The sequence below is a fragment of the Halosimplex amylolyticum genome (assembly GCF_051414035.1).
Classification (GTDB): Archaea; Halobacteriota; Halobacteria; order Halobacteriales; family Haloarculaceae; genus Halosimplex; species Halosimplex amylolyticum.
In genome coordinates, this window is sequence record NZ_JBLKNW010000004.1 from 16,089 (window position 1) to 37,940 (window position 21,852).

Sequence of the window (21,852 nt, forward strand, 5' to 3'; positions counted from 1 at the left end):
CGCTCTAGATGATGAGTTCCGGCACGAATGGACTCGGCGACGGCGACCGCGTCGGCTACGACCCGACGACAGAGACCTACCGCAGCCTGCACGACTGGAACGGTTCCGAGTCGCTCTGTCTCACGGTCGTCGAGGCGGTCTCGGCGGTTAGCGGACTGGAGACGAACGAGATGAAGCCGCTGTATTCGGTCCTCGACCCGGAAGCGCTCGAAGCGCTCCTGTCCCCCGTCCGCGACGGAGACGTCCGCGTCTCGTTCCCGTTCGGAGGGTGTACGGTCACCGTCGCCAACAGCGGTGAGGTCGGTATCGACCCGGACAGATGAGCGAGGCGGGGTCGTCGTTTCCCGAGCGGTGTGCCCACTGCGGCGCGCCGTTCGAGGAAGGGACGCGGTATCCCACGACGACCGACGGGGAAGCCGGCGACCTACGCGTCTTGACGTTCTGCAGCGAGGTGTGCGCAGGGGAGTACCACGACGGGGCCGGGGACGAACGAACCTGAGGACCAGCGCCGTCGGTTCTGTGGATGCAGTCTGAGACGGACGGGAACTGAAGTGCAGCGGGAACCGCGAGGGGGTCTCGGGTGGCTCCGTCACTCGCCGGGTTCGAACGGCGTCTCGTCGTACCAGATCCGCACCGAGCGGTAGGCCGACGCGGGCGACGGGTCGTCGGGCGCGTCGCCGCGGTAGAGGTACCCCCGCAGGCGGACGGTGCTGTTCTCGTCGGACGGGTCGGGGTCGAACTCGATCCGCCGGGAGGCGCCGGCGTCGACCGTCATCGAGCGACGGTCGCGCTCGGTCGCGGACTGGACGACGGTCTCGTTGTTCTCGACGGCGACGGTCTCCCGGACCAACACCAGCGTGTACTCCGTCCGGGCGCCCTCGTCGTTGGCGACGTCGAAGTACAGCGACCCGCCGGCGTCGACGGTGTCGGTGAAGTTCGCGGTGACGTAGTCGCCGGTGCCGTTGGCGGTCAGCGCCGAGAACTCGGTGAACTGGTCGTCCGTGCCGGCCTGCACAGCGTCGCTCGTGGCGACGAGGGCCGTCGCGCCGACGACGCTGGCGACGAGGACGACCCCGAGGAAGAACGTCACCGAGAGCCGCGGGCGGGCGGCGCGAACGACCGGCCGCCAGGGGACCGCTGGGCTGTACCGCATCATCGCGGGCAGCGAGCGTCGGCGATAGCCCGCGGCGACTGCGGCGAGGGCGGTCACCGCCGTGATCCCGACGAGCATCGGCAGCGGCCGGATGGGCCACGGGCTGGCGTTGACGCCGACGGCCACCGCCGCGACGACGGCGACGCTCGACGCGACCGCGAGTCCGAACCGCGCGACCGAGCTGATCGGATCCGTCGACGATCCGCGGCTCGGCGTGGACGACGCGCGCGGCCGGGTCGGGTCTGCGGCGTCGCCGCCGCGCGGGTAGAGCGCGGCGACGACGGCCCACCCGGGCGCCAGCAGGAGCACCGGCAGGCCGAGCGCCAGCCGGAACGCGGGGAGGTCGAGCGACAGTGCGACGACGGCGTCGAAGGCGACGACCAGCGCGACGACCGCGAAGAGGTCGGCGACGCCGTATCGTCCGGTGGGTGTCTCGTAGCTCATGGTCTCAGGCCCCCGGTCGGGTGCACAGCTCCGTCTCCTGATTGTCGTACGCGCGAGTGCTCGCCTCGGGGCAGATCTGCTCCTGGCTCACCCGCCGGGTCACGACGACCCCGCCCTCGGTGGTGAACTGGGGCGCCCCCGTGGACTGATACGTCCGGTAGACGGTCCTGTCGTGGGGCGGACCCGCCTCGCTGATGCTGGTGAGGTTTATCGGCATCCCCAGGAAGGCGCCGGTGCTCCTGAACAGCGTCTGGTAGGGGTGGTCCGTGTAGACCGCGTCTTCGGTCCCGGGCGTCGTCTCGCCGACGGTCCCCATCGCGGCGATCTCCGACTCCGTGTAGGAGTACTTGGGCCACTGCTGGTCGAACGTCGGGTCGTCCAGCGTGGCCTTCTTGCCGGCGATCATCGCGAAGGGGAACGCGAGCAGCAGGACGACGAGCAGGGCGGCGACCGCGCGGGTGGAGAACTGGGTCCCCAGGTACCGCAGCCCCGCGGCGCCGACGATGGCCATCAGCGCGTAGGCGAAGGCGTACCACCGGCCGGGCAGGAAGCTCCGGATCCCGAACAGCGGGAGCCCGAGCGAGAAGAACAGCATCACGCCGATCGCGATGACGATCGTGTGCGACGCCTGTGGCGAGCGGTGGCGTCGGAGCAGCGCGAGGCTGCCGAGGATCGCCGCGAACAGGAGGACGAGGAAGCCGAGCGCGTCGACGTAGGGGGCCACCTGGCCCGCCAGCGTCGACGGCCCGCCGCCGCCGCCCCCTCCGGACGCGCCGCTGCTCGACGGGACGAGGTTCAGGAACCCGGCCGAGGTCTGGACGGTGTACCAGAACAGGCCGACGGCGCGGGTGAGGAACCGCTCGCCGCTCCAGGGGGTGACCGCCCAGATCGCGCCCGTGAAGACCACGTGGAACGCGAACGCCCCGTGCAGCGGGACGGTGTCGGCGAGCGAACGCGACGCGCCGTCGGTGATCGGGTCCGTCGAATCGCTGGTCTCCGGCGATGGCGACCCGAAGCCGCCGCCCGCGTACTGGTCGGCTGGCGTGACCCAGTCGACTCGGCTGACGAGCACCTGCGCGAGCACGGCCGCGCCCATGAAGACCAGCGAGACGAACGCCGACACCTGGTGGGTGAGCGTGATCGCGACGATGAATCCGAGGAGCAGCGCCCAGTCGGCGCGCGTCGTCTCCGCGTGGAGCAGCCGCGTCACCGCGAACACGACGCCCAGGAAGAAGACCAGGCCGAGACTCGTCGGGATGATGTGCATCCCCCAGCGGATTGCCTGGTCGGTCATCGCGAACGCGCCGGTCGCGAACAGCGCCCAGCGGGCGTCCACGAAGTACCTGGCCGTCCCGTAGACGAGCAGGACCGAGAGGACGAGGACGCTCCCGAGGACGAGGTAGAGGCTCAACCGGAGCGACACGCCCAGCAGCTCCGACCCGACGACGTTCGCCAGGAGGTGGAACGGGGCGAAGTAGTACTTCGCGTCGGCGAGGGGCGCGAGCGATCCCGCCTCCTGTAGCGACGCCGCGTACTGGGTGACGTGCTCCCAGCTGTCGACGCCGATGAATCCGGCCGTCGTGAACAGGCCCGTGAACCTGACCACGAACGCGTGGGCGACGATCTGGACGAGCACGAGTCGCTCGTCGAGGGCGTCCTCGGAGAGGAAGACGATCTGCAGGAGGATGAACGCGCCCACGGCCCCCGCGAGGAGGATGACCCGGAGGGTGCGCGTGCCGGCCAGCGCCGCGGCGACCGCGACGGCGACCAGTCCGATCCCCGTCAGCTCCGCGGCGGCGACGCCGCTCCCCCCGACCGTCCATCTGGACCGGTCGACGGCGACGTCGCGGCGGATCGAGACCAGATACAGCAGGCAGCCCAGACCCAGGACGACCGGGACGGTCCGGACGTACGCTTCGGAGGAGAGGAAGACCAGCGGAAGCAGGCCGAGCGCGACCACGAGGCCGAGCGCGGCGACCACGGCGTCGAGCCGTCCCGTCCGGAGCCAGGTCGTCGGATGGGTGTTCACGCCGCCACCTCCCCGTCGAGGACGCTGTCGTAGACGCCGAGGAGGTCGCGACCCATCCGTTCGAGGCCGAACTCCCGGGCGCGTTCGCGACCGTTCGGCCGGTCGGTCGACGTGAGCACCGCGGCGAGCGCGTCGGCGAGTCCCGCGTCGGTGTCGCTGACGTACGAGCCGTCGGCGCCGTCGAGCAGGGTCGGCACGTCGCCCACCGGCGTCGCGACGACCGGCAGGTTACACGCAAGCGCCTCCTTGACCGCGTTCGGCGACCCCTCCCGCTCGGAGGGCAACAGCATCGCGTCCGCGGCGTTCATGTACGTGGGGACCTGTTCGTGCGGGACGCCCGACACCGCGTGTAACTCGATCGCGTCGTCGACCGCCTCGTCGGTCCGGTCGACGACCCGTTCGGCGCGCGGGTAGTCCTTCTCCGCCCGCGAGGGGTCGTAGGGGAAGAGGACGTGCTTCGTCCCCGGGTCCCAGCCGACCTCCGCGAGCGCCTCGTCCTGCGGTTCTGGCGCGAAGCGGTCGGTGTCGATCCCGTGCGGGACGACCGTGTAGTCGCCGTCGAGATCCGTCGCCATCTCCTCGGACATGACGACGGTCGCGTCGGCGAAGCGGGCGCACTGTTCGCTGACGGTTCCGTAGCGACCGAGCAGGTCCGAACCCCACAGCGAGAGGACGACCGGCCGGATCGGCTGGGCCAGCGCCGCGGGCCCGGTCAGGCCGTAGTTCGCGTGGACCAGGTCGAAGTCGGGGCCGGAGGTCGCCTCGAGGACGCGCCCGTAGAAGCGGACGTAGTCCGCGAGCGACCGTTCGCGAGTGCCGCCCGGCACCGGGACCACGGTACAGGACACCCCGTTGCGTTCGAGCACCTTCACCTGCTGTTCGAAGAACGGTCGGCGGGACGTGACAAGCTGCAGCGTTCGAACCATCTAACGCACCACCGCCGGCGCCGTCGACGCGGCACGTATCGGTTCGCATGGCGGGAGGGCTCCCCGTCCGATCGGATGGTTCGAACCCCTCGCTCGCGAGATACTATCGAACCCGTTCACACCCCTACCCATCCTTCACTCTCCTATTGTAATGATGCGACTACGGCCGTCGATCACCGGGACTAACGGTCCGCCGGGTCGAGAGAACCGCCGCTCTCGCGGCGGACACGGGTCTGACGGCAGCCAAACAGCGAGGGACGGTCGCCACCGTTGCGTCCGGACGTGACGTTCGCTGCGACCGACAGCCGACTCGTCACGGCAGCCGACTCGTCACGGCAGCCGACTCGGTACGGCAGCCGACTCGTCACGACGAGGAGCCGGTGACGTCCTCGATCGCTCCCCGCATCTCGAGACGGATCCCCTCGTTGGCGAACAGGAGTGCGAAGTAGAGCGCGACGCCGGCGGTCACGCCGAGCGCCACGCGCGGCCAGCCGGTCGGGAGGTGCGGACGGAGCGCGGCGACGGCGCCGGCCATGATGACCGCCGAGGCGACGCTCCAGGCGACCCGCCGCCAGGGCACGACGATGTCGACGAACCGCGAGACGTAGGTGATCGCGACGACGGCGGCCGTCGCGGCGCTCAACGTCGTGGCGACGGCGGCGCCGATGATCCCGAACTGCGGGATGAGCGCGAAGTTCAACACCAGGTTCGAGACGATGGCCGCGACGCTCCCGCGGTACCCGAGGACCGGCTTGTCCATCGCGTACAGCGACGGCCCGAGCACGAGCTGGACCGACCGCAGGATCTTCTCCGCCATGAAGACGACGAGGACCGGGTACGCCAGGACGACGTCCGCCCCGAACAGCGTCCCGAGGATGTCCTTCCCGAGGACGACGGCGCCGGCGAACGCGGGGATCGTCAGGTACAGCGGTATCTGGAGCCACTGCCGGAACGCCGACTCGATCTCTTCGAGCCGGTCGTCGGCGTGCCACTGGGAGATCTGCGGGAACAGCGACGTGCGGATCGCCTCGGTGAGCATCATCGCGACCGACGCCACGCGCCAGGCGATCTCGTAGGCGCCGACCATCGACACCGGGACGAACAGGCGGAGGATGGCGACGTCCATCCACTGGTAGACGAACCCGCTGACGCTCCCGATGAACACGTACCGACCGAAGTCGATCAGGCTCCGCGCCCGCGCGACGCTCGGCGCGCTCACCGCGAGGTCCGCTCGAACGAGCGCCGCGAGGAGGGTCGCGAACCGACCCAGGATGTAGGCCGTGATCATCGCTCGCGCCGCCCAGCCGACGTGGATGAGGACGGCGCCGCTCGCCACCCAGACGAGCTTGCCGAGCACTTTCAGGAAGGCGGTCTCGTCGACGCGGAGCTGCCCCGCGAGCAGGCGCACTCCCAGCATCTGGCCCTGGGTCACCGCGAGCCCGACGACGATGAGCGGAACGACCCCCTCGACGCCGACGTACCGCTCGACGTGCGGCGTGGCGAGCACGAGCGCGGCGAGCCACGGGAGCGCCAGCAGCCCCTTGACCGCGACCGACGTGCTCAGGATCTCGCCCAGCGGTTCGTCCGCGGAGAGCTGTTTCTCGACGGCCTTCGAGATGCCGAGGTCCACCGGCACGCCGAGCATCCCGATGACCGCCTGGAAGATGAAGAACGACCCCATCGGGCCCGTCCCGAGCGCCTGCGTGAACCCGGCGATCGCCGCGAACTCGACCACCGCCACCACGATGCGCCCCGAGAACAGCTTGAGGACCGAATCCCTGAGGTCCATTCGCTGTCAGGAGTTCGCGCCGGTCGCTCCGATCGACTGCCGATGCGACGAGGTGCAACGATCCGTAGAGACCGCTGCCGGGGCCGTTCGGCTCGTGAGGCCGCGACGGGCCGCTCCGGTCCGGTGGCACCGGTATCGAGAGGGGCGCCCGGAGGCTAGTCGGGGTCCGGATGCGTGAGTCATCACTCCTCCGTTCCGGGCGCCACCCTGTTGTTAAACGCCTGTTACCCTCGGGTACGGCGATTCCACTCCGATTATGGGCTTCATATCTAACTACGAGAGTCCGGTCGGACCGCACATGACCACCGATCGCCCCAACGTGCTGTTCGTCTGCATCGACGCGCTCCGGAGCGACTTCGCGCTGGGGGACTACGGCAGCGAGAAGCCCTTCTTCGACTTCTTCGAGCGGGAGGGGACGGCCTTCGACACGATGATCGCGGCGGCGTCGTCGACGACGCCCTGCGTCTCCAGTTACATGACCGGCTCGTACCCGCCCGACCACGGCGTCCTCTCGCTGCGCGATTTCACTCTCGACGACGACGTGACGACGCTCGCGGAGGTGTTCGACGCCGCCGGCTACGAGACCAACGCGCACGTCACGGGGCCGATCACCGCAGACACGGGCCTGGACGCCGGCTTCGACAGCTACGAGTACCGGACGCGCGACGAGACCGTCTACACCGACTGGTTCGACGAGTTCCGGGCCGACGTCGCCGACGCCTCCGACCCCTGGTTCGAGTACCTCCACCTCTGGGAAGCGCACGTCCACCGGGACCTGCCGCCGGACGCGACCGACGACGAGATCGAGTACGACGCCAGCGTGCGTGGCGTCGCGGAGAAGCTCGAACGCCTGCTGGAAGCGATCGACCTCTCGAACACGATCGTCGCGGTGACCGGCGACCACGGCGAGAGCATCCACGACGGGACGCTCCGCCACAAGGCCGCGGTGATCGGCCTCAATCAGGTCCCGATCCCGCTCACCGGCAAGCGCAGCAGGCACGTCCGCAACGACGTCGAGGAGTCCCTCCGAGCGAGGGGGATCGAACTCGAGGACTTCTACAACTCGCTGCGCCGGTTCAGCGGGGTCGAGTTCCCCAACGCGTTCCACCGCGTCGGCCACAGCTACCACGTCTACGACTTCCTGACGCGGGTCCCGTTCGCCCTCGCCGGCCCCGGCGTCCCCGCCGGCCGCAGCGTCGACGACCAGGTCAGGCAGGTCGACATCTTCCTGACGCTGCTGTCGGCCGCCGGGCTCGAGTGGCCCTCGGAAGTGTCCGGACAGGACCTGCTCGACGGCCGGATCGACCACCGCCCGGCGTACCTGCGCGGCGTCGGCTCCGAACAGGAGCGCGGGCGCTGGCTCGACGGCGTCCGCTACGACGGCTGGAAGTTCGTCAAGGGCCGCGACCGCAATATCCGCCAGCTGTTCGACCTCGAAGCGGACCCCGACGAACTGCACAACGTCGTCGACGACCACCCCGACGTCGTCGCGCGGCTCGAAGCGATGGTCGACGATCACGTCGCGCGCGAGCGCGACCGGGGCGAGGAGGGCATCTCGGAGGACGCGGAACAGCGCATGACGAACAGGCTCGAAGAACTCGGGTATCTCTGATCCCCGCGGCGACGGCGTAACTCGCGGGTAATAGCGGCTTACCGCGGGCAGCCGATGTCCGCGGACGGCTCGTCCGGACCGTAGTGGTTGTTGTCGAACTCGACGTTGTTCCACTCGTCGACGTGGGCCTGGACGATGGCCTCGTTGGTCCACATGTCCGGGCTGTCGAGGGGCTCTTTCGGGTTGTGGAACCAGTTGTGGTGGATGTCCGCCACGTCGTCCGGCACGCCCCGGACGGTGACGTGACAGCTCGGGTCGACCCCGTCGTTGATGTGCTTGGTCGGGATGAACGTGTTGTGGTGGATCTTCAGTGTCGTCGCGCCCGGGCGGTGCGTGCCGACCTGGTAGGCGATCGCCTCGCCCTCGAAGCGGTTGAATCGCACCTCGTAGCCGGCGGTGCCCTCGTTGGCGACGCAGTGGCGGTTGAAGTCGAAGCGGTTGTACTCGACCAGGGTGTCCTGGCCGCCGTAGCACATGATCCCGTAGCCGAGGCCGTCCATGGAGTTCGAGTGGACGAAGCTGTGGTGGACGTGCGCGGAGGCGTTGAGTTTGAGCGCGGCGTGACTGAATCCGGACGCTTCGACGTTGTCGATCTCGACGCCGTCACCCTCGACGGTGAGGCCGCTGGAGACCGGCTTGCTGTACTCGACGTACTCCGAGAGCGGACCCGTGATCCGCACGCCCGTCACGCGAACGTCGCCCTCGGCCCAGAGCATGGACTCCCAGTCGATCACGTCGGTCTTGATCTGGCCGCCGTCGGCCCCGTCGATGCCGCGGTCCGACGCGAGCGTCACGCCGGAGGGGATCGTCAGTCGCTCCGTCCCGGTCGCGGCCGTCGCGTCGATGGTCGCGTCGCCGGCGACGTAGACGACGTCACCGCTGCTGGCGCCGTTCAGCGCCCCTTCCAGTTCGTCGAGCGTCGAGACGACGACGTCCGCTTCCGACTCGGAGACCGCGTTCGGGTATCCCTCGCCGCCGCCGAGGAGTTCAGGTGCGGCGAGGTCGGTCGTGCCCGATCCGTCGCCGGTGACGGCCGAGGGTTCGACCGCGTCCCCGTCGACTCGCAGTTCGAACGCCCCTTCGTCCGGCGAGAAGTCGGTGATCTCGCCCGCGACGGTGAACGCGTCGTATCCCCCGTTGACGACCTGCCCCGTCGCCGTCCACGTGCCGTCGCCGTTCTCGGTGACCGAGTCCTTCCGTTCGGTCGCCCCCGGGACCGGTTCGATCGTCCCGGTCGCCGTGAACTCGTACGCCACTCGCTTGTTGCCAGTGCTGACGATCGAAACGCGTCGCGCGTCCGGGGCCCCCTGTACACCCCGGGCGAGTAGCGGGAGCGCCGCCGCCCCGCCCGCCGCCTTGAGGAACGAGCGCCGACCGAACCCGCCGGGAAGACCCTGTCGGCCGCCGGTACGGTCGGCCTGCGTCCGGGTACGCTCGGTCTGTGATTCGTCGGTCATCGGTTTGCCCTCATTACTGGACTCCATATCGCGGTAAGTTTCGGCTTCGAAGAAAAGGGTATCTGCGGCGGCGATGCCGGAAGCGGGCGGCTTCCGGAAGCATAGCTGCGGGAACCACCAACTTGGTTGCGGCTTGCGAGACGCTTTCGTAGGAACGCCCCGTTCGACGGGAGCGGAGCGGCTGTCCTCGTGACCGCCGGAAAACTCCGGTTTCGCGGCCGGTAAGGCGCTGTTACCGCCCTCGGTACCGGTTTCGTAGCACCGGCTTACTCCGAGTGCGCGGTCGTCGACGAGAGCGCGGGTCGAGAAGAGACCCGGTCCCACGCGTCGCGGACACCGAGTGGTTCGCGGACGCCGGAGCCGGCCGCCGCATCGGCGACCGAGACCCGTCACGGTCCGAGCGGCGGGCTGGAGTGCCTACCGCGGACAGCCGATGTCCGAAGACGGTTCGTCGGAGCCGTAGTGGTTGTTGCCGAACTCGACGTTGTTCCACTCGTCGACGTGGGCCTGGACGATGGCCTCGTTGGTCCACATGTCCGGGCTGTTGAGCGGTTCTTTCGGGTTGTGGAACCAGTTGTGGTGGATGTCCGCCACGTCGTCCGGCACGCCCCGGACGGTGACGTGACAGCTCGGGTCGATCCCGTCGTTCAGGTGTTTCGTCGGGACGAACGTGTTGTGGTGGATGCTGAGCGTGGTCCCGCCGGGTCGGTGGGTGCCGACCTGGTAGGCGATCGCCTTGCCGTCGAAGCGGTTGTAGCGGACTTCGTAGCCCGCGTAGCCCTCGTTGGCGACGCTGTGGCGGTTGAAGTTGAACTTGTTGTGCTCGACCAGGGTGTCCTGGCCGCCGTAGCACATGATCCCGTAGCCCAGGCCGTCCATGGAGTTGCCGTGGATGTGGCTGTGGTGGACGTGCGCGGAGCCGTTGAGCTTGATCCCAGCGTGGTTGAAGCCGGTGACCTCACAGTTGTCGACCTCGACGGTGTCGCTCTTGACGGTGAGCCCACTGACGACGGGCTTGCTGTACTCGACGTAGGAGTCGATCGGGCCGACGATGCGGACGCCCGTCACGCGCGCGCCGCCCTCGGCGGACATCATGTGCGAGTAGTCGATGACGTCGGTCTTGATCGTCCCGCCGGCCGCTCCGTTGATCCCGCGGTCCGAAGCGAGCGTCACGCCCGAGGGGACCGACAGCGTGTCGCTGCCGGTGACCGACGACGCGTCGATGGTCGCGTCGCCGGCGACGTAGACGACGTCGCCGCTCGACGCCGAATCGAACGCGTTCAGCAGTTCGTCGAGCGTGGAGACCACGACGTCGGCCTCCGACCGGGGGACCGTGTTCGGGTATCCCTCGCCGCCGCCCAGGTTGTGGGGGTCCGAATCGCTGGTGGACGTCTCGGTCGTCTCGTACTGGCTGAGGTCGATCTGCGAGCCGTCGACGTACACCTCGACGAAGCTCTTGACGGGGCCGAAGTCGACGAGGTCGCCCTCGAAGTAGTAGGCGTCGCCGTAGCCGTTGCCGGTGTAGCCGTCGGCGGTCCACGTGCCGTCGCTGTTCTGAGTCACCGAGTCGTTGCCGGCCGCCGAGTTCTTGCCGTTGTCGGTGTCTTTGGTGATCTCGCCAGTGGTCGTGAACGTGTAGTCCAGTTCCGACGGGTCCTGCGTCGTGAGCACCTCGATGTGGTGGCGCTGGGGTTCGAACTGCGAGAGGTCGATCTGCGAGCCGTCGACGTAGATCTCGACGAAGTCCTCGACCGGGCCGAAGTCGACGAGGTCGCCCTCGAAGTAGTAGGCGTCGCCGTAGCCGTTGCCGGTGTAGCCGTCGGCGGTCCACGTGCCGTCGCTGTTCTGAGTCACCGAATCGTTACTGCCCGCCGAGTTCTTGCCGTTGTCGGTGTCTTTGGTGATCTCGCCAGTGGTCGTGAACGTGTAGTCCAGTTCCGACGGGTCCTTGGTGGTCAGCACCTCGATGTGGTGACGCGGATCGGCGACGATCTCGTCGGCCGTGACGGCTTCACCGTCGAGGAACAGGTCGTAGGACCCCTGTGCGCTGAAGTCGGTGACTCGTCCCTCGAAGGTGTACGCGTCGCCGAACCCGTTGCCAGTCTTGCCCGTGGCCGTCCACGTGCCGTCGGCGTTCTCGGTGACGGAGTCGTTCTCCTCGGAAGAGTTGCGGCCGTTGTCCGCGTCCGGCGTGATCTGGCCGGTCGTCGTGAACTCGTACGTCACGCTCAGATCGCTTATCTCGCTCGTCGCATCCGTCGAGACGATCTCGAGGTGGTGCGTCGTCGGCGCGCCCCGGGCGCCCCGCGCGAGCAACGGGAGCGCCGCCGTCCCACCCGCGGCCTTGAGGAACGAGCGGCGACCGAACCAGCGGCCACCGGTCGGTAATCGACCGCTACGCCCGGTAGGCTCGTTCTTACTGTCCGATTCGTTCTGGTTACCGTTGACCATGTACCGGTTAAGCCGCATCTACTGCTAAAAGGGTAATTGCACATACGGTGCTCGATGCGGGCGATTTGCGGGACCTTAGCTATAGATGCTCGTAACTTGGTTACCAGATTGTGCAGAATCGACCACAGTTACTCACCAGTGAGTCCACGGTCCGATTGGGGCGCGTTCCGGGAGCTGCCCCCTCGATCCGGTGGCCGATCTGACCGCGTCAGGGAGGTAATTGGTCGCTACGCCGCCGGTAAGCACACGTTATCGGCCGTTTCACGGGATCACGACTGATTCCGGCTGGTCCACCGAACAGGATTCAACTCGGCATCTCGATGGCGCGGGGACGGCGGGTGGACGGGAGCCGACGGATCACGTGGGTCGTACCGATCGAACCGGGGGAGGGAGGCGAGCGACCCGGCACCCCAGGTCACGAAGGTCACGCCCCAGTCTGGCCGTAGCCCCCGCGGAGGTCGTTCGGTTCGGGGTCGTCCGGCGGGTCGGGGGTCCCGAGCGTGAGGTCCCGTCGGTCGACCGTGGAGTTGTTCACCTCGAGCGGTTCGCCGGTCACCTTGATCGTGGAGTCGGCGACGAGACAGTCCTCGGAGTCGGTGAAGACGATCCCCTCGCGGTTGTCGCCGGTCTGTTCGATCTCGCAGTTCCGGAACGTGGTCTCGTGGCGGTCCGTGATGTCGACCGTCGCACCCCCCGCCGCCGTCCCGGAGATCGTCACGTTCTCGAACTCGAGTGGCGCCTTCGTCCCGCCCCCGTTCGCGTGCGTCGCGTCGATGGCGCTGAATTCGTCACGGTCCACCCTGATCCGCGTGTTCTTGATCGTGGAACTCCCGTGGTCGGGGTGGTACGAGATAGCGCCGAATCCCTCGCCGGCGTCCTCGCCGATCCGTATGTCGCAGTCCTCGACCACCTGGCCGTTGCGCGCCCGGATTCGGATACCGCGGACGTTCAGGTCGTGCTCGGAGATCGTCGGCGGGACCTTGTCGACGACGACCGTCACGTGCCTGACGGTCGACCCGGTCGATCCGATGCGGACGTTCGCGATGTTGTTGTTCTCGTAGCGACCGCCCCGGACGTGGACCGCGCCGTTGGCGCCGCGATAGCCGTCGTAGTTGGCGCCCGGCGCCGACGCGTACAGGCCGTTGTTCGGGAAGTTCGCGATCTCGCAGTCGCGGACCGTCAGCGTCCCGGCGTGGTCCTTTCCGACGAAGATGCCGACGCCGTTGCCCCCGTCGTGGCCGCCGTCGCGCGCGACGACCCGCTCGACGAGGCCGATCCCTTCCTCGTCCTGGACGTCGAAACGGTAGGCGACGTGCTTGCGGCTCTTGTCCCTGTCGGGCAGCTTGCCCTTCGTCCGGAGGTCCCTGGCGATGAAGTTCCCGTGCGTGACCACTCGCACGGAGCCGCCGTACCCGGACTCGCTGTAGTCGAACGTGAGTCCTTCGAGGAGTACGTCGGCCACCTCCCGGAAGTCGAAGAACGCCTCCGATAGCTCCGACCGCGGGACGCTCGGCCTGATGACGGCGTCCTCTTTCGGGAGCGAAGCCAACCCGACGTTGCGAGCGTTGCGGACGCGCAGCCCGGAGAGCTCGTACTCGCCGGTCGGGAAGTACAGGAGCGTGTCGTCCGTGTTGATAGCGGTCGCGACGACGTCGTCGATCGACGCGTCGTCGCCCGCCGCCTGGGCGACGTTGACGATCGAGTCGTACCGCTCGCCGTACCGCTCGACGATCTCGGGGACCGGCGTCGGGGAGGGCGACGGCGTCGGGGTGGAGGGCTCGGTCTCTGTGGGGGCGGGGTCGGTCGGCGTCTCCGTCTCGGACGGCGTCGGTGTCGGTTCCACCGTCTCTTCGCCGTCAGAGCGGCACCCGGCGAGTCCCGCAGCCACCGCTGCAGCGATACCGGCGCGTAAGAAGCCGCGTCTCGTCCGCTCTTCAGCAGGCATTCGTTTCTAATACCCTCCTCCCGTTAATTGTTATGTCGCTGCTACTACGGGAAGATACCCTCTAGGCGTCGCCAACGCGGGCGCTCGCGCCCGTCGGCCCGGTTGGGGCCCCGACCCGCCGAGAGCGGCCCGGTCTCCCGGTCGACCGGAGCACTGACCCGTCCGGGCCGTCATCAGGCGCGCGCTACGGGTGATAAGGCGGTGATAACAAAGCACCAATCGATCGAGGGGCCGGTCGATGAAGGTATCTGTATTCGGTCTCGGGTACGTCGGCTGCGTGATGACCGCCTGTCTGGCGAGCGAAGGCCACGAGGTAGTCGGCGTCGACGTGAACCCGGAGAAAGTGGAGACCGTCGCCGGCGGCGAGTCACCGATCGAGGAACCGGGCGTCGACGAGGCGATCGCCGAGGGCGTCGCAGCGGGACGCGTCGACGCGACGACCGACGCGACCGCGGCGGTCCTGGACTCCTCTATCTCGTTCCTGACCGTCGGCACGCCCCTCGACGACACGGGCCAGCTGAGCACGACCAACCTCTACAACGTGGTCGACTCCATGGTCGAGGCGGTCGACCGGAAGGGCACCCACCGGGTCGTCGTCCGCAGCACCGTCCCGCCCTCGACGACGCGCAGCCTGCGCGAGTACATGGCGTCGAAGACCGACGAGGCGACGGACGTCGAGTTCGCGGTCAACCCCGAGTTCCTGCGCGAGGGCGCGGCGATGGACGACTTCTTCGACCCACCGTACGTCGTCGTCGGCGCGTTCGAGGACGACGCGGCCGAGGACCTGGTGGACCTCTACCGGACGCTGGGGCTCGACAGCGACGTGCGCACGGTCGCGCCCGAGGAGGCCGAGTCGCTCAAGATGGTCAACAACGCGTTCCACGCGCTGAAGATCTGCTTCGCGAACGAGGTGGGCTCGCTCGCGTCGGCGGCCGGCGTGGACGGTCGGGAACTGATGGACCTCGTCCAGAGCGACCGGAAGCTCAACATCTCCGAGCAGTACCTCGACCCCGGCTTCGCGTTCGGCGGGTCGTGTCTGCCCAAGGACTCGCGGGCCATCGCGACGATCGCCGAGGACAACGGCGTCTCGGCTCCCCTGCTCGACAGCATCCCCGAGAGCAACGACGCGCACATCGAACGCGTCCGCGACCGCGTCGAGTCCCTCGAGGGGTCGACAGTCGGAATCGTCGGCATCGCGTTCAAGTCCGACACGACCGACATGCGCAACAGCCCCGGGCTCCGGCTGGCGAAACAACTGGACGAAGAGGTGCTGTTCTACGCGGACGGCATCGACCCTTCTGAGGCGGTCGGCTCGAACCGTGACTACCTCGACAAGACGATCCCCGACCTGACCGACCGCCTCGTCTCGGACCCCGACTCGTTCCTCGACCGGGCCGACGTCGTCGTGTTCGCCAACGACTGCGCGCGCCCGGAACTGACGACGCGGCTGGGCGACACCCCCGTCTGCGACCCCGTCGGCACCGTCCCGGAGGTCGCCGACGAGGTCCCCGAGTACCACTCCGTCAGCTGGTAGCCGTGGCGGTCAATTCGGCGAAACAGTTCCCTAACCGGCCGCCGCCGAGTGTAGCGGACTGTTACTAACGGGCGCGGGGCCCCTCCCGATAGCTGATGGTTCAGGAGACAGCGGAGTCGGCGGATCGACGGACGGACGGCCCGGCGGCGGACGGACTGCGCGTCTGCGTCTTCACGAGCGCCCACGACGCGACGGACTCCCGGGTCGTCGGCCGCGAGGCGGTCTCGCTCGAGGAGGCCGGCCACGACGTCACGTACTACACGCCCTTCGAGGGCGACTCGCCCGTCGAGACGGTCACCTACGGCGACGCCGAGGAGGGGTCGATGATCTCGATCGGCGAGCGACTGCGCGCCGCCGCCGAGGTCGGCCGGATCCTCGTCGACACCGACTACGACGTGTATCACTTCCACGACGTGGAGTGTCTCCCCGTCGGTGCCGTCCTCTCGGTCGCGACGGACGGGACCGTCGTCTACGACGTCCACGAGAACGTCGAGGACACGCTGCGACACAAGCCGATATTCCCAGAACCGATCCGGCCGGTCGCCGCGAAGGCGGCGGGCCTGGTCGAACTCGGCCTGTCGCGCGTCGTCGACGAGATTATCACGGCCTCGCCCGACATCGCCGAGCGCTTCGCCGGGCAGGACCCGACGGTCGTCACGAACTACCCCCAGCGGCGCTGGGCAGAGGGGACGGACCCGCGCGAGGACGTCGAACCCGACGACGACGGGCCGACCCGACTGGTGTACCGCGGGCTGCTCTCGGAGAACCGCGGGATCCACACGCTGATCGAGGCGGTCGAGCGGATCCCCGACTCCTACGACGTCGAGTTGTCCATCGGCGGCAAGTACGGCTCCGACGACGAGCGCGAGGCCATCGAGCGACACGTCGAGGCCTCCGACCGCGTCGAGTTCGTCGAGTGGTTCCCATCGCTTGCGGGCATGATCGACCACTTCCGCGCGGCCGACGTCGGGACGATGTGTTTCCACCCGGCCCCGAACAAGACTGACGCCGTCCACCGCTCGAACAAGCTCTTCCAGTACATGTCCGCCGGTCTGCCGGTCCTCGTCTCCGACATCGGCAACTGGGGGACGCTCGTCGACGACCTCGACTGCGGCGTCGCCGTCGAACCGGAGGACCCCGACGCGGTCGCCGAGGCGCTCGTCTCGCTGATCGACGACCCCGACCGCCGCGCCGAACTCGGGCGGAACGGCCACCGGGCGGCGCTGGAGGAGTTCAACTGGGAGCGCCAGCAGGAGAAACTGCTCGACGTGTACGAGCGCCACACCCCCGCCGCGTACCGCAGAAACGCCGGCCAGGACAGCGCCGACTCCCGGCACCTCGAACCGACCGACTGAGTCGCGTTCGAATCGACCGACCGAGCCGCGTTCGAATCGACCGACCGAGTCGGGGTTCAAATCTGCCGATCGGATCGCGGTTCGAGCCGGCCGGGTTAACCGCCGCGTACTTATTGGCCTCTGGTGGGTCCACTCGCCCGTGCACGCCACTACGAACGACCACGGGACGCCGATACGTCACTCATGAGCGGCGAACGGAACTCGGTCCTGTTCGTCCACCACCGGGACATCTCGTCGTCGTACAGTTCGACGGCCGAACACTACGTCTCGAAGAAGATGGCGGACTCGGCGACGGTCCACGTGCTCTGCCACGGTCGTCAGGACGTCGAAGACGAGGGCGGCCCGCCCCAGGGCGTCGCGTATCACACCATCGACACGGGATCGATCCCGCTCGTTTCGGGGGTCCTGTTCCACGTGCTGTGCCTGCTCTACGGGGCCGCGCTCGGGCTGCGATACCGGTACGACGCGGTCTACTCCTTCCAGCAGACCGTCCTCCAGGGCTGGGTCGCCGCCACGGCGGGCGGGTCTCGCTTCGTGGTCGGCCTCGTCTCCGTGCCCGTCAGGCAAAAGCGGGACTTCATGGACTCCAGCGGGAGACGCGACCTGAAGAACCGCCTCACGGTCGCGATGAAGTCGCTGTACGCGACGCTGTTCGGCGCGGTCCTCGTGCGAGCCACGGCGGTCGTCTGCCTGACGGACGGGATCCGGCGGGTGACCGAGGAGGAGTACGGCGTCGACCTCTCCGACGCGTTCGTGATCGGGATGGGCGTCGACGTCGACGAGTTCGGCGACGGCGCCCGACGGGGCGCAGCGGCCCGGAACCCGGAGGACGAAGACGCGGACCTGGTCGTCACGTACGTCGGTTCTATCGGGCTGATCCGGGGGATGGGACACGTCATCGAGGCGGTCGCGGAGAGCGATCACGACGTCAGGTTCCGGATCGTCGGCACCGGTCCCGACGACACCATCGAGGAGTTGCAAGCGCGGGCCCGCGAGCTCGGCGTCGCCGACCGTGTCGAGTGGGTCGGGCTCGTCCCTCACGACGAGGTCCCCCGGGTGCTCGGCCAGAGCGACGTCGCCATCTCCCCGCTGCACGACATCGAGTCGTTCCGGATCAGTTTCCCCGGCAAGCTCCTGGAGTACATGGCTGCCGGGACGATGGTCGTCGCGACCGACCTCCCGGCCCACCGGCAACTGCTGACCCACGGACGGAACGGACTCATCTACGACGGGACCGCGGAGGAACTCGCAGAGACCTTCGACGCGTGTATCGAGGGCGACGTCGACACCCGAGCGCTCGAGCGCTCGGCGCGGGCGACCGCCGCTGACTACGACTGGGACGTCATCGTCGCGAGACACGAACGCGTGCTGTTCGACCGGCCCGTCGAGCAGCGGCGAGCGGCGCCGGTTTCCGCGTGACCGGGCCGGACTCGCCGGCCCCATCGGAGTCGAAACGGGTACGGGTCCACCGCGACAGCCCATCGATACACTGTACCGGGCTCCCGGAAAACGGACTGCAGCAGGATTCTACGAACGGATCGCCGCGATCGCCTGATCGCCTGATCGCCCTCAGACGAGGGTGTTCAGCGCGTCGCGGACGAACGGTTTCGGGTCGTCGAGCCGGAGGTAGTCGAATCGCGGGTGCTCGCGTAGCGACTCGACGACTTCGGCGAACGCCTCGCGGCGGTCCGGCCGCTCGACCAGTTCCTCCTCGTCGAAGAGCAGGCTGTGCAGGTACGAGAGCTCCCCGCGGAGGAGGTGGCCCGCGACGCCGACATCGTAGTCGTCGTCGACGTCGTCGCGTCGGCCCCTGGCCAGTTGCCAGTAGTGATACGGGAAGTCCGCGCCGGCGCGGACCGAGAACGGCAGCGACGACCACAGGCGCGGGTTGATCTCCATCAGCTCGAACTCGCCGGTCTCGTCGTTGCGGAGGAACTCGACCATCGCCAGCCCGTGCCAGTCGAGTTCGTCGAGGAGCGCGCGACCCGACGCGCCGAGTTCGGGGATCGACACCGACTCGCGGAAGGAACTCGGCCCGCCGGCGTAGTTGTACGCGCGGACCTGCCGGTGCTGGAAGGTCGAGACGGGCTCGCCCTCGTCGTACAGCGCGAAGAAGGCGTACTCGTCGGTCGTCGGGAGGAACTCCTGGACGATGGGCGTGTGGCCGTTCTGGCGACGGATCGTCTCGACGTCCGGCCGGTCGCCGTTGAGGTACTGCGTCGAGGGCGGGTCCCGGGACTTCTCCGGCGGGTAGTCGTCGACGTAGGCGTCGGCCAGCAGGGTGTAGCGGCCCTTGACGATCCACTCGCGGTCCCAGTCGTCGACCTCGTCGAGCAGGCGGGTGTCCGGCACCGCCACGCCCGCGCGCTCGGCGGCGTCGAACAGCTGGACGCGGTCCTGGACCCGTTCCAGGCCGGCCCGTGTGGGCCACTGCGTCTCGACGTGGGGTTCGAACTCCTCACGGTAGCGGGCGAGGACGTACACGTCCACCTCACGGACGGGGAGGATCGTCAGCACGTCGGGCCGCCTCGCGAGCGTCAGCAGCGCCTCCTTGTACGCGACCAGATCGTCGTGCGGCGAGGGGACGACCAGCGTTTCGTCAGCGTAGCGCGAGCGGAACGCCGCGGCCTTGGCGTCCTCGGAGACGACGATCGTGTGGATGTCCCGTCCGCCGAGCGACCGGACGCAGGCCACACTGCTCGGCGCGTCGATAGCCGGCACGACTACCGATCGCGGCCCGTCTGCAGAATCGATACTCATCTACTCGCCGATTCACGCGACCGTACCGTTAGTATAGACCGCTGGAACGGGAGAAATGAGTTCCTACCGGCCGGGACCGAACGGAGCGACGCGACGGACCCCGGCTGTCGGGTTCTCGTCGAACTGCGCGATACCGACGGCCGCCGGAGCGCTCATGCCTCGGTGGCCTCGTCGATGCGCTCCCACTGGTCGTCGGAGAGCGATACGTCGATGGCGTCGAGGTTCTCGTCCAGCTGGTCGACGGTGCGCGCGCCGATGATCGGGACGCAGGTGAACCGCTCGTGGTCCATGAGCCAGCGCAGCGACACCTGCGCGGGCGTCGCGTCGACCTCGTCGGCGACCGCGCGGATCTCGTCCAGGACCGCCCAGGCCTGGTCGTCGAGGTACCAGTCCGTGAAGTGCTCGTCGAGGTCGCCTCGCGAACCGTCGGGCGTCTTCACCTCGCCGTCGCCGACGCGCTCGTACTTGCCGGTGAGGAACCCGCCGTGCAGCGGCGAGTACGGACAGACCGCGACGTCCTGGTCGGCGCAGACGTCCAGGTACTCCGAGACGGGGTCGCGATAGGTCGCCGAGTACTGGGGCTGGGTCACCGAGAACGCCTCGTAGTTGTTCACGTCGGCCTGCCAGAGCCCCTTCGTGAGCTTCCAGGCGTCACAGGAGGAGATGCCGACGTAGTGGACCTTGCCCTCGCTCACGAGGTCGTCCACCGCGCGCAGGGTGTGCTCGATCGGCGTCTCGTCGTCGAACCGGTGCAGGTAGAGGATGTCGAGGTAGTCCGTGCCGAGTTTCTCCAGCGACCCCTCGACCTCCGCTTTGACGTTCTTCTTCGAGAGGTTCTCCTGGAACCGCGAGACGTCCGACCAGTAGCACTTCGAGGCGATCACGTAGTCCTCGCGGTCGCGCTCTTCGAGCCACTCGCCGATCCACTTCTCGCTGCGGCCCTCGCCGTAGCCGTTGGCGGTGTCGATGAAGTTCCCGCCGCGCTCTTCGAGCGCGTCGAGGAGTTCGTGTGCCTCCTCGCGGTCGGTCTCCATCACGCCGCTGTCTTCGTGTTCGAGGCCGAACCGCCACGTCCCGAGACAGATGGGCGATACCTGCAGTCCAGTCGAGCCGAGTCGCACGTACTCCATGGTAGCGTAGTGTGACCGTCGGGTGTTAACCGGTAGGATCCCGGAAGCGCCTTCCGGTCGTCGGTCAGCGGTCGCCGGCCCACAGCGCCGCGGCCGCCGCCGTGATCAGCGCGAAGGCGATCAGCGAGAGGTTCGGGATCGACAGGCCGACGACGCGCAGTTGCACGGCCGCACAGCTGCCACCGAACGAACACTGCCCACCCGCCGCGACTTGCAGCCAGGAGTGATACGCGGCGACGGCCACACCGCCGACAGACAGCGGCAGCACCGTTCGATAGACCCCGGTCCGGCGTTCGAGGAGGGCGACGCCGATGACGACGACGAGGGGATACATCAGGATCCGCTGGTACCAGCACAGTTCGCAGGGAACCAGCCCCATCCCGAGCGAGAAGTACAGGCTCCCTGTGGTCGCGACGACGGCGACGAGCGCGCCGAACGCGAGCAGAGTGCGCGGGTCGGGACGGTCGAAGACGGACTGGCTCACGCCGGGGTCGTCGCGGCGCGACTCAAAAGAGCTTCCGAGTCGGCGCCGGCGGCACCCGCATCGACGGGAGCTTGCGCGTCTCGGTGACGTCCGAGTCGACGGCGGCGACGGCCCCGACTCCGCCGTCAGGATCCGGACCGGCCGCCCCACTCGTAGCCGTTCTCGGACAGCCCGTCGCGGACGTGCGGGACGTGCTCGGGGTCGACGGGTCCCCTGGGTTCGACCGTCGAGCGGTCGTCCGGCGCCTCGAACTGGTAGCTGACGACGACGATGACGCCCTCGTCGTCGACCCCGGTGAGCTCGACGACCAGCTCGCCGTCGTAGGGATAGACCGAGCAGTTCGTGATCCGGTCGGGTTCGCCCGGGGGCACGGTTTCAGCCTCCGCTCGCGGCGCTCATCCCGAGACCCTCCCGGTCTGTTCGGCGGCGGTCTCGTCGTCGTCGTCCGTCACGGCGTGGAAGTGTTCGTCGCAGAGAAACGGCGTCCGGTCCGTGACCTCGTAGTCGACCTCGGAGACGAGTCGCTGGTCGCCTTCCTTCAGCGACGGCGTCCACGTCGCGAAGCCGACGTGCCCGTCGCGGTCGCACATGATGCAGGTCCGCTCGGCCTGACTGAAGCGATCGAGGGCGCGCCCGAACTCCTCGAACTCGCAGTTGCGGCAGAAGCCGCCGAGCTCGCGACCCGACACCGTGTCGACCACGGAGCGATTGTACCCGGCCTGCTGACCGCAGCGGATGCAGTTCATCGTGTTCACCTCCGTGTTCGTTCGGACATCGGTATCA

Annotated in this window: 18 protein-coding genes; 6 read left to right on the plus strand and 12 right to left on the minus strand. The window is 68.4% G+C overall.

The window, feature by feature from the left end:
- Positions 1 to 11: 11 nt before the first annotated feature.
- A complete protein-coding gene (locus ACMGFE_RS16930; RefSeq protein WP_436926412.1) occupies positions 12 to 323 on the plus strand; it encodes a HalOD1 output domain-containing protein in 312 nt (103 codons plus the stop codon).
- A complete protein-coding gene (locus ACMGFE_RS16935) occupies positions 320 to 499 on the plus strand; it encodes a DUF7576 family protein (protein WP_436926413.1) in 180 nt (59 codons plus the stop codon). The genes ACMGFE_RS16930 and ACMGFE_RS16935 overlap by 4 nt, the downstream gene beginning before the upstream one ends.
- A 90-nt stretch (positions 500 to 589) precedes the next feature.
- On the opposite strand, the gene ACMGFE_RS16940 is transcribed toward ACMGFE_RS16935, so the two are convergent.
- From ACMGFE_RS16940 to ACMGFE_RS16955, 4 genes are all read right to left on the minus strand, one after another.
- Positions 590 to 1,597: a DUF8471 domain-containing protein gene (locus tag ACMGFE_RS16940; RefSeq protein WP_436926414.1), complete on the minus strand. Its 1,008-nt coding sequence runs from the start codon at positions 1,595 to 1,597 to the stop codon at positions 590 to 592.
- Between the two features lie 4 nt (positions 1,598 to 1,601).
- The gene (locus ACMGFE_RS16945) at positions 1,602 to 3,626 is read right to left on the minus strand and encodes a hypothetical protein (RefSeq protein ID WP_436926415.1); all 2,025 of its coding nucleotides are present in this window, start codon (positions 3,624 to 3,626) and stop codon (positions 1,602 to 1,604) included.
- Entirely contained in the window at positions 3,623 to 4,552 is a 930-nt protein-coding gene (locus ACMGFE_RS16950) for a glycosyltransferase (protein WP_436926416.1), read from the minus strand. The genes ACMGFE_RS16945 and ACMGFE_RS16950 overlap by 4 nt, the downstream gene beginning before the upstream one ends.
- Positions 4,553 to 4,916: 364 nt before the next feature.
- Positions 4,917 to 6,341 carry an oligosaccharide flippase family protein gene (locus ACMGFE_RS16955; protein WP_436926417.1) on the minus strand — a complete coding sequence of 475 codons (1,425 nt, stop codon included), beginning with the start codon at positions 6,339 to 6,341 and terminating at the stop codon, positions 4,917 to 4,919.
- A gap of 298 nt (positions 6,342 to 6,639) precedes the next feature.
- Here ACMGFE_RS16955 and ACMGFE_RS16960 point away from each other — a divergent pair, with 298 nt between their 5' ends.
- A complete protein-coding gene (locus ACMGFE_RS16960) occupies positions 6,640 to 7,953 on the plus strand; it encodes a sulfatase family protein (RefSeq protein WP_436926418.1) in 1,314 nt (437 codons plus the stop codon).
- Between the two features lie 38 nt (positions 7,954 to 7,991).
- Here the strand turns inward: ACMGFE_RS16960 and ACMGFE_RS16965 are convergent, their stop codons facing one another.
- From ACMGFE_RS16965 to ACMGFE_RS16975, 3 genes are all read right to left on the minus strand, one after another.
- Positions 7,992 to 9,437 carry a right-handed parallel beta-helix repeat-containing protein gene (locus ACMGFE_RS16965; RefSeq protein ID WP_436926419.1) on the minus strand — a complete coding sequence of 482 codons (1,446 nt, stop codon included), beginning with the start codon at positions 9,435 to 9,437 and terminating at the stop codon, positions 7,992 to 7,994.
- Between the two features lie 390 nt (positions 9,438 to 9,827).
- Positions 9,828 to 11,861, minus strand: coding sequence for a right-handed parallel beta-helix repeat-containing protein (locus ACMGFE_RS16970; protein ID WP_436926420.1), 2,034 nt, complete (start codon positions 11,859 to 11,861; stop codon positions 9,828 to 9,830).
- A gap of 424 nt (positions 11,862 to 12,285) precedes the next feature.
- On the minus strand, positions 12,286 to 13,704 hold the full coding sequence (locus ACMGFE_RS16975) for a right-handed parallel beta-helix repeat-containing protein (RefSeq protein ID WP_436926421.1): 1,419 nt from the start codon (positions 13,702 to 13,704) through the stop codon (positions 12,286 to 12,288).
- 340 nt (positions 13,705 to 14,044) lie between these two features.
- Between ACMGFE_RS16975 and ACMGFE_RS16980 the strand changes: the two genes are divergently transcribed.
- The 3 genes from ACMGFE_RS16980 to ACMGFE_RS16990 all read left to right on the plus strand — a co-directional run bounded on the left by ACMGFE_RS16980 (position 14,045) and on the right by ACMGFE_RS16990 (position 18,114).
- Positions 14,045 to 15,340, plus strand: coding sequence for a nucleotide sugar dehydrogenase (locus tag ACMGFE_RS16980; protein WP_436926422.1), 1,296 nt, complete (start codon positions 14,045 to 14,047; stop codon positions 15,338 to 15,340).
- 95 nt (positions 15,341 to 15,435) lie between these two features.
- On the plus strand, positions 15,436 to 16,695 hold the full coding sequence (locus ACMGFE_RS16985; protein ID WP_436926423.1) for a glycosyltransferase family 4 protein: 1,260 nt from the start codon (positions 15,436 to 15,438) through the stop codon (positions 16,693 to 16,695).
- 183 nt (positions 16,696 to 16,878) lie between these two features.
- Positions 16,879 to 18,114: a glycosyltransferase gene (locus ACMGFE_RS16990; protein WP_436926424.1), complete on the plus strand. Its 1,236-nt coding sequence runs from the start codon at positions 16,879 to 16,881 to the stop codon at positions 18,112 to 18,114.
- A 150-nt stretch (positions 18,115 to 18,264) separates the two neighbouring features.
- On the opposite strand, the gene ACMGFE_RS16995 is transcribed toward ACMGFE_RS16990, so the two are convergent.
- From ACMGFE_RS16995 to ACMGFE_RS17015, 5 genes are all read right to left on the minus strand, one after another.
- Positions 18,265 to 19,455, minus strand: coding sequence for a carboxylate--amine ligase (locus ACMGFE_RS16995; protein ID WP_436926425.1), 1,191 nt, complete (start codon positions 19,453 to 19,455; stop codon positions 18,265 to 18,267).
- A gap of 152 nt (positions 19,456 to 19,607) precedes the next feature.
- Positions 19,608 to 20,585 carry an aldo/keto reductase gene (locus tag ACMGFE_RS17000; RefSeq protein ID WP_436926426.1) on the minus strand — a complete coding sequence of 326 codons (978 nt, stop codon included), beginning with the start codon at positions 20,583 to 20,585 and terminating at the stop codon, positions 19,608 to 19,610.
- A gap of 64 nt (positions 20,586 to 20,649) precedes the next feature.
- Positions 20,650 to 21,069, minus strand: coding sequence for a disulfide bond formation protein B (locus ACMGFE_RS17005; protein WP_436926427.1), 420 nt, complete (start codon positions 21,067 to 21,069; stop codon positions 20,650 to 20,652).
- 125 nt (positions 21,070 to 21,194) lie between these two features.
- Positions 21,195 to 21,440, minus strand: a complete 246-nt coding sequence (locus ACMGFE_RS17010; RefSeq protein ID WP_436926428.1) for a hypothetical protein — start codon at positions 21,438 to 21,440, stop codon at positions 21,195 to 21,197.
- A 24-nt stretch (positions 21,441 to 21,464) separates the two neighbouring features.
- On the minus strand, positions 21,465 to 21,815 hold the full coding sequence (locus ACMGFE_RS17015; RefSeq protein ID WP_436926429.1) for a hypothetical protein: 351 nt from the start codon (positions 21,813 to 21,815) through the stop codon (positions 21,465 to 21,467).
- Between the last annotated feature and the right edge of the window lie 37 nt (positions 21,816 to 21,852).

Excerpts from the sequence above, each read along its gene's own strand:
- ACMGFE_RS16930 (WP_436926412.1), top strand. The coding sequence starts at position 12 with ATGAGTTCCGGCACGAATGGACTCGGCGACGGCGACCGCGTCGGCTAC.
- ACMGFE_RS16935 (WP_436926413.1), top strand. The coding sequence starts at position 320 with ATGAGCGAGGCGGGGTCGTCGTTTCCCGAGCGGTGTGCCCACTGCGGC.
- ACMGFE_RS16940 (WP_436926414.1), bottom strand. The coding sequence starts at position 1,597 with ATGAGCTACGAGACACCCACCGGACGATACGGCGTCGCCGACCTCTTC.
- ACMGFE_RS16950 (WP_436926416.1), bottom strand. The coding sequence starts at position 4,552 with ATGGTTCGAACGCTGCAGCTTGTCACGTCCCGCCGACCGTTCTTCGAA.
- ACMGFE_RS16955 (WP_436926417.1), bottom strand. The coding sequence starts at position 6,341 with ATGGACCTCAGGGATTCGGTCCTCAAGCTGTTCTCGGGGCGCATCGTG.
- ACMGFE_RS16960 (WP_436926418.1), top strand. The coding sequence starts at position 6,640 with ATGACCACCGATCGCCCCAACGTGCTGTTCGTCTGCATCGACGCGCTC.
- ACMGFE_RS16965 (WP_436926419.1), bottom strand. The coding sequence starts at position 9,437 with ATGGAGTCCAGTAATGAGGGCAAACCGATGACCGACGAATCACAGACC.
- ACMGFE_RS16970 (WP_436926420.1), bottom strand. The coding sequence starts at position 11,861 with ATGGTCAACGGTAACCAGAACGAATCGGACAGTAAGAACGAGCCTACC.
- ACMGFE_RS16980 (WP_436926422.1), top strand. The coding sequence starts at position 14,045 with ATGAAGGTATCTGTATTCGGTCTCGGGTACGTCGGCTGCGTGATGACC.
- ACMGFE_RS16985 (WP_436926423.1), top strand. The coding sequence starts at position 15,436 with ATGGTTCAGGAGACAGCGGAGTCGGCGGATCGACGGACGGACGGCCCG.
- ACMGFE_RS16990 (WP_436926424.1), top strand. The coding sequence starts at position 16,879 with ATGAGCGGCGAACGGAACTCGGTCCTGTTCGTCCACCACCGGGACATC.
- ACMGFE_RS16995 (WP_436926425.1), bottom strand. The coding sequence starts at position 19,455 with ATGAGTATCGATTCTGCAGACGGGCCGCGATCGGTAGTCGTGCCGGCT.
- ACMGFE_RS17000 (WP_436926426.1), bottom strand. The coding sequence starts at position 20,585 with ATGGAGTACGTGCGACTCGGCTCGACTGGACTGCAGGTATCGCCCATC.
- ACMGFE_RS17015 (WP_436926429.1), bottom strand. The coding sequence starts at position 21,815 with ATGAACTGCATCCGCTGCGGTCAGCAGGCCGGGTACAATCGCTCCGTG.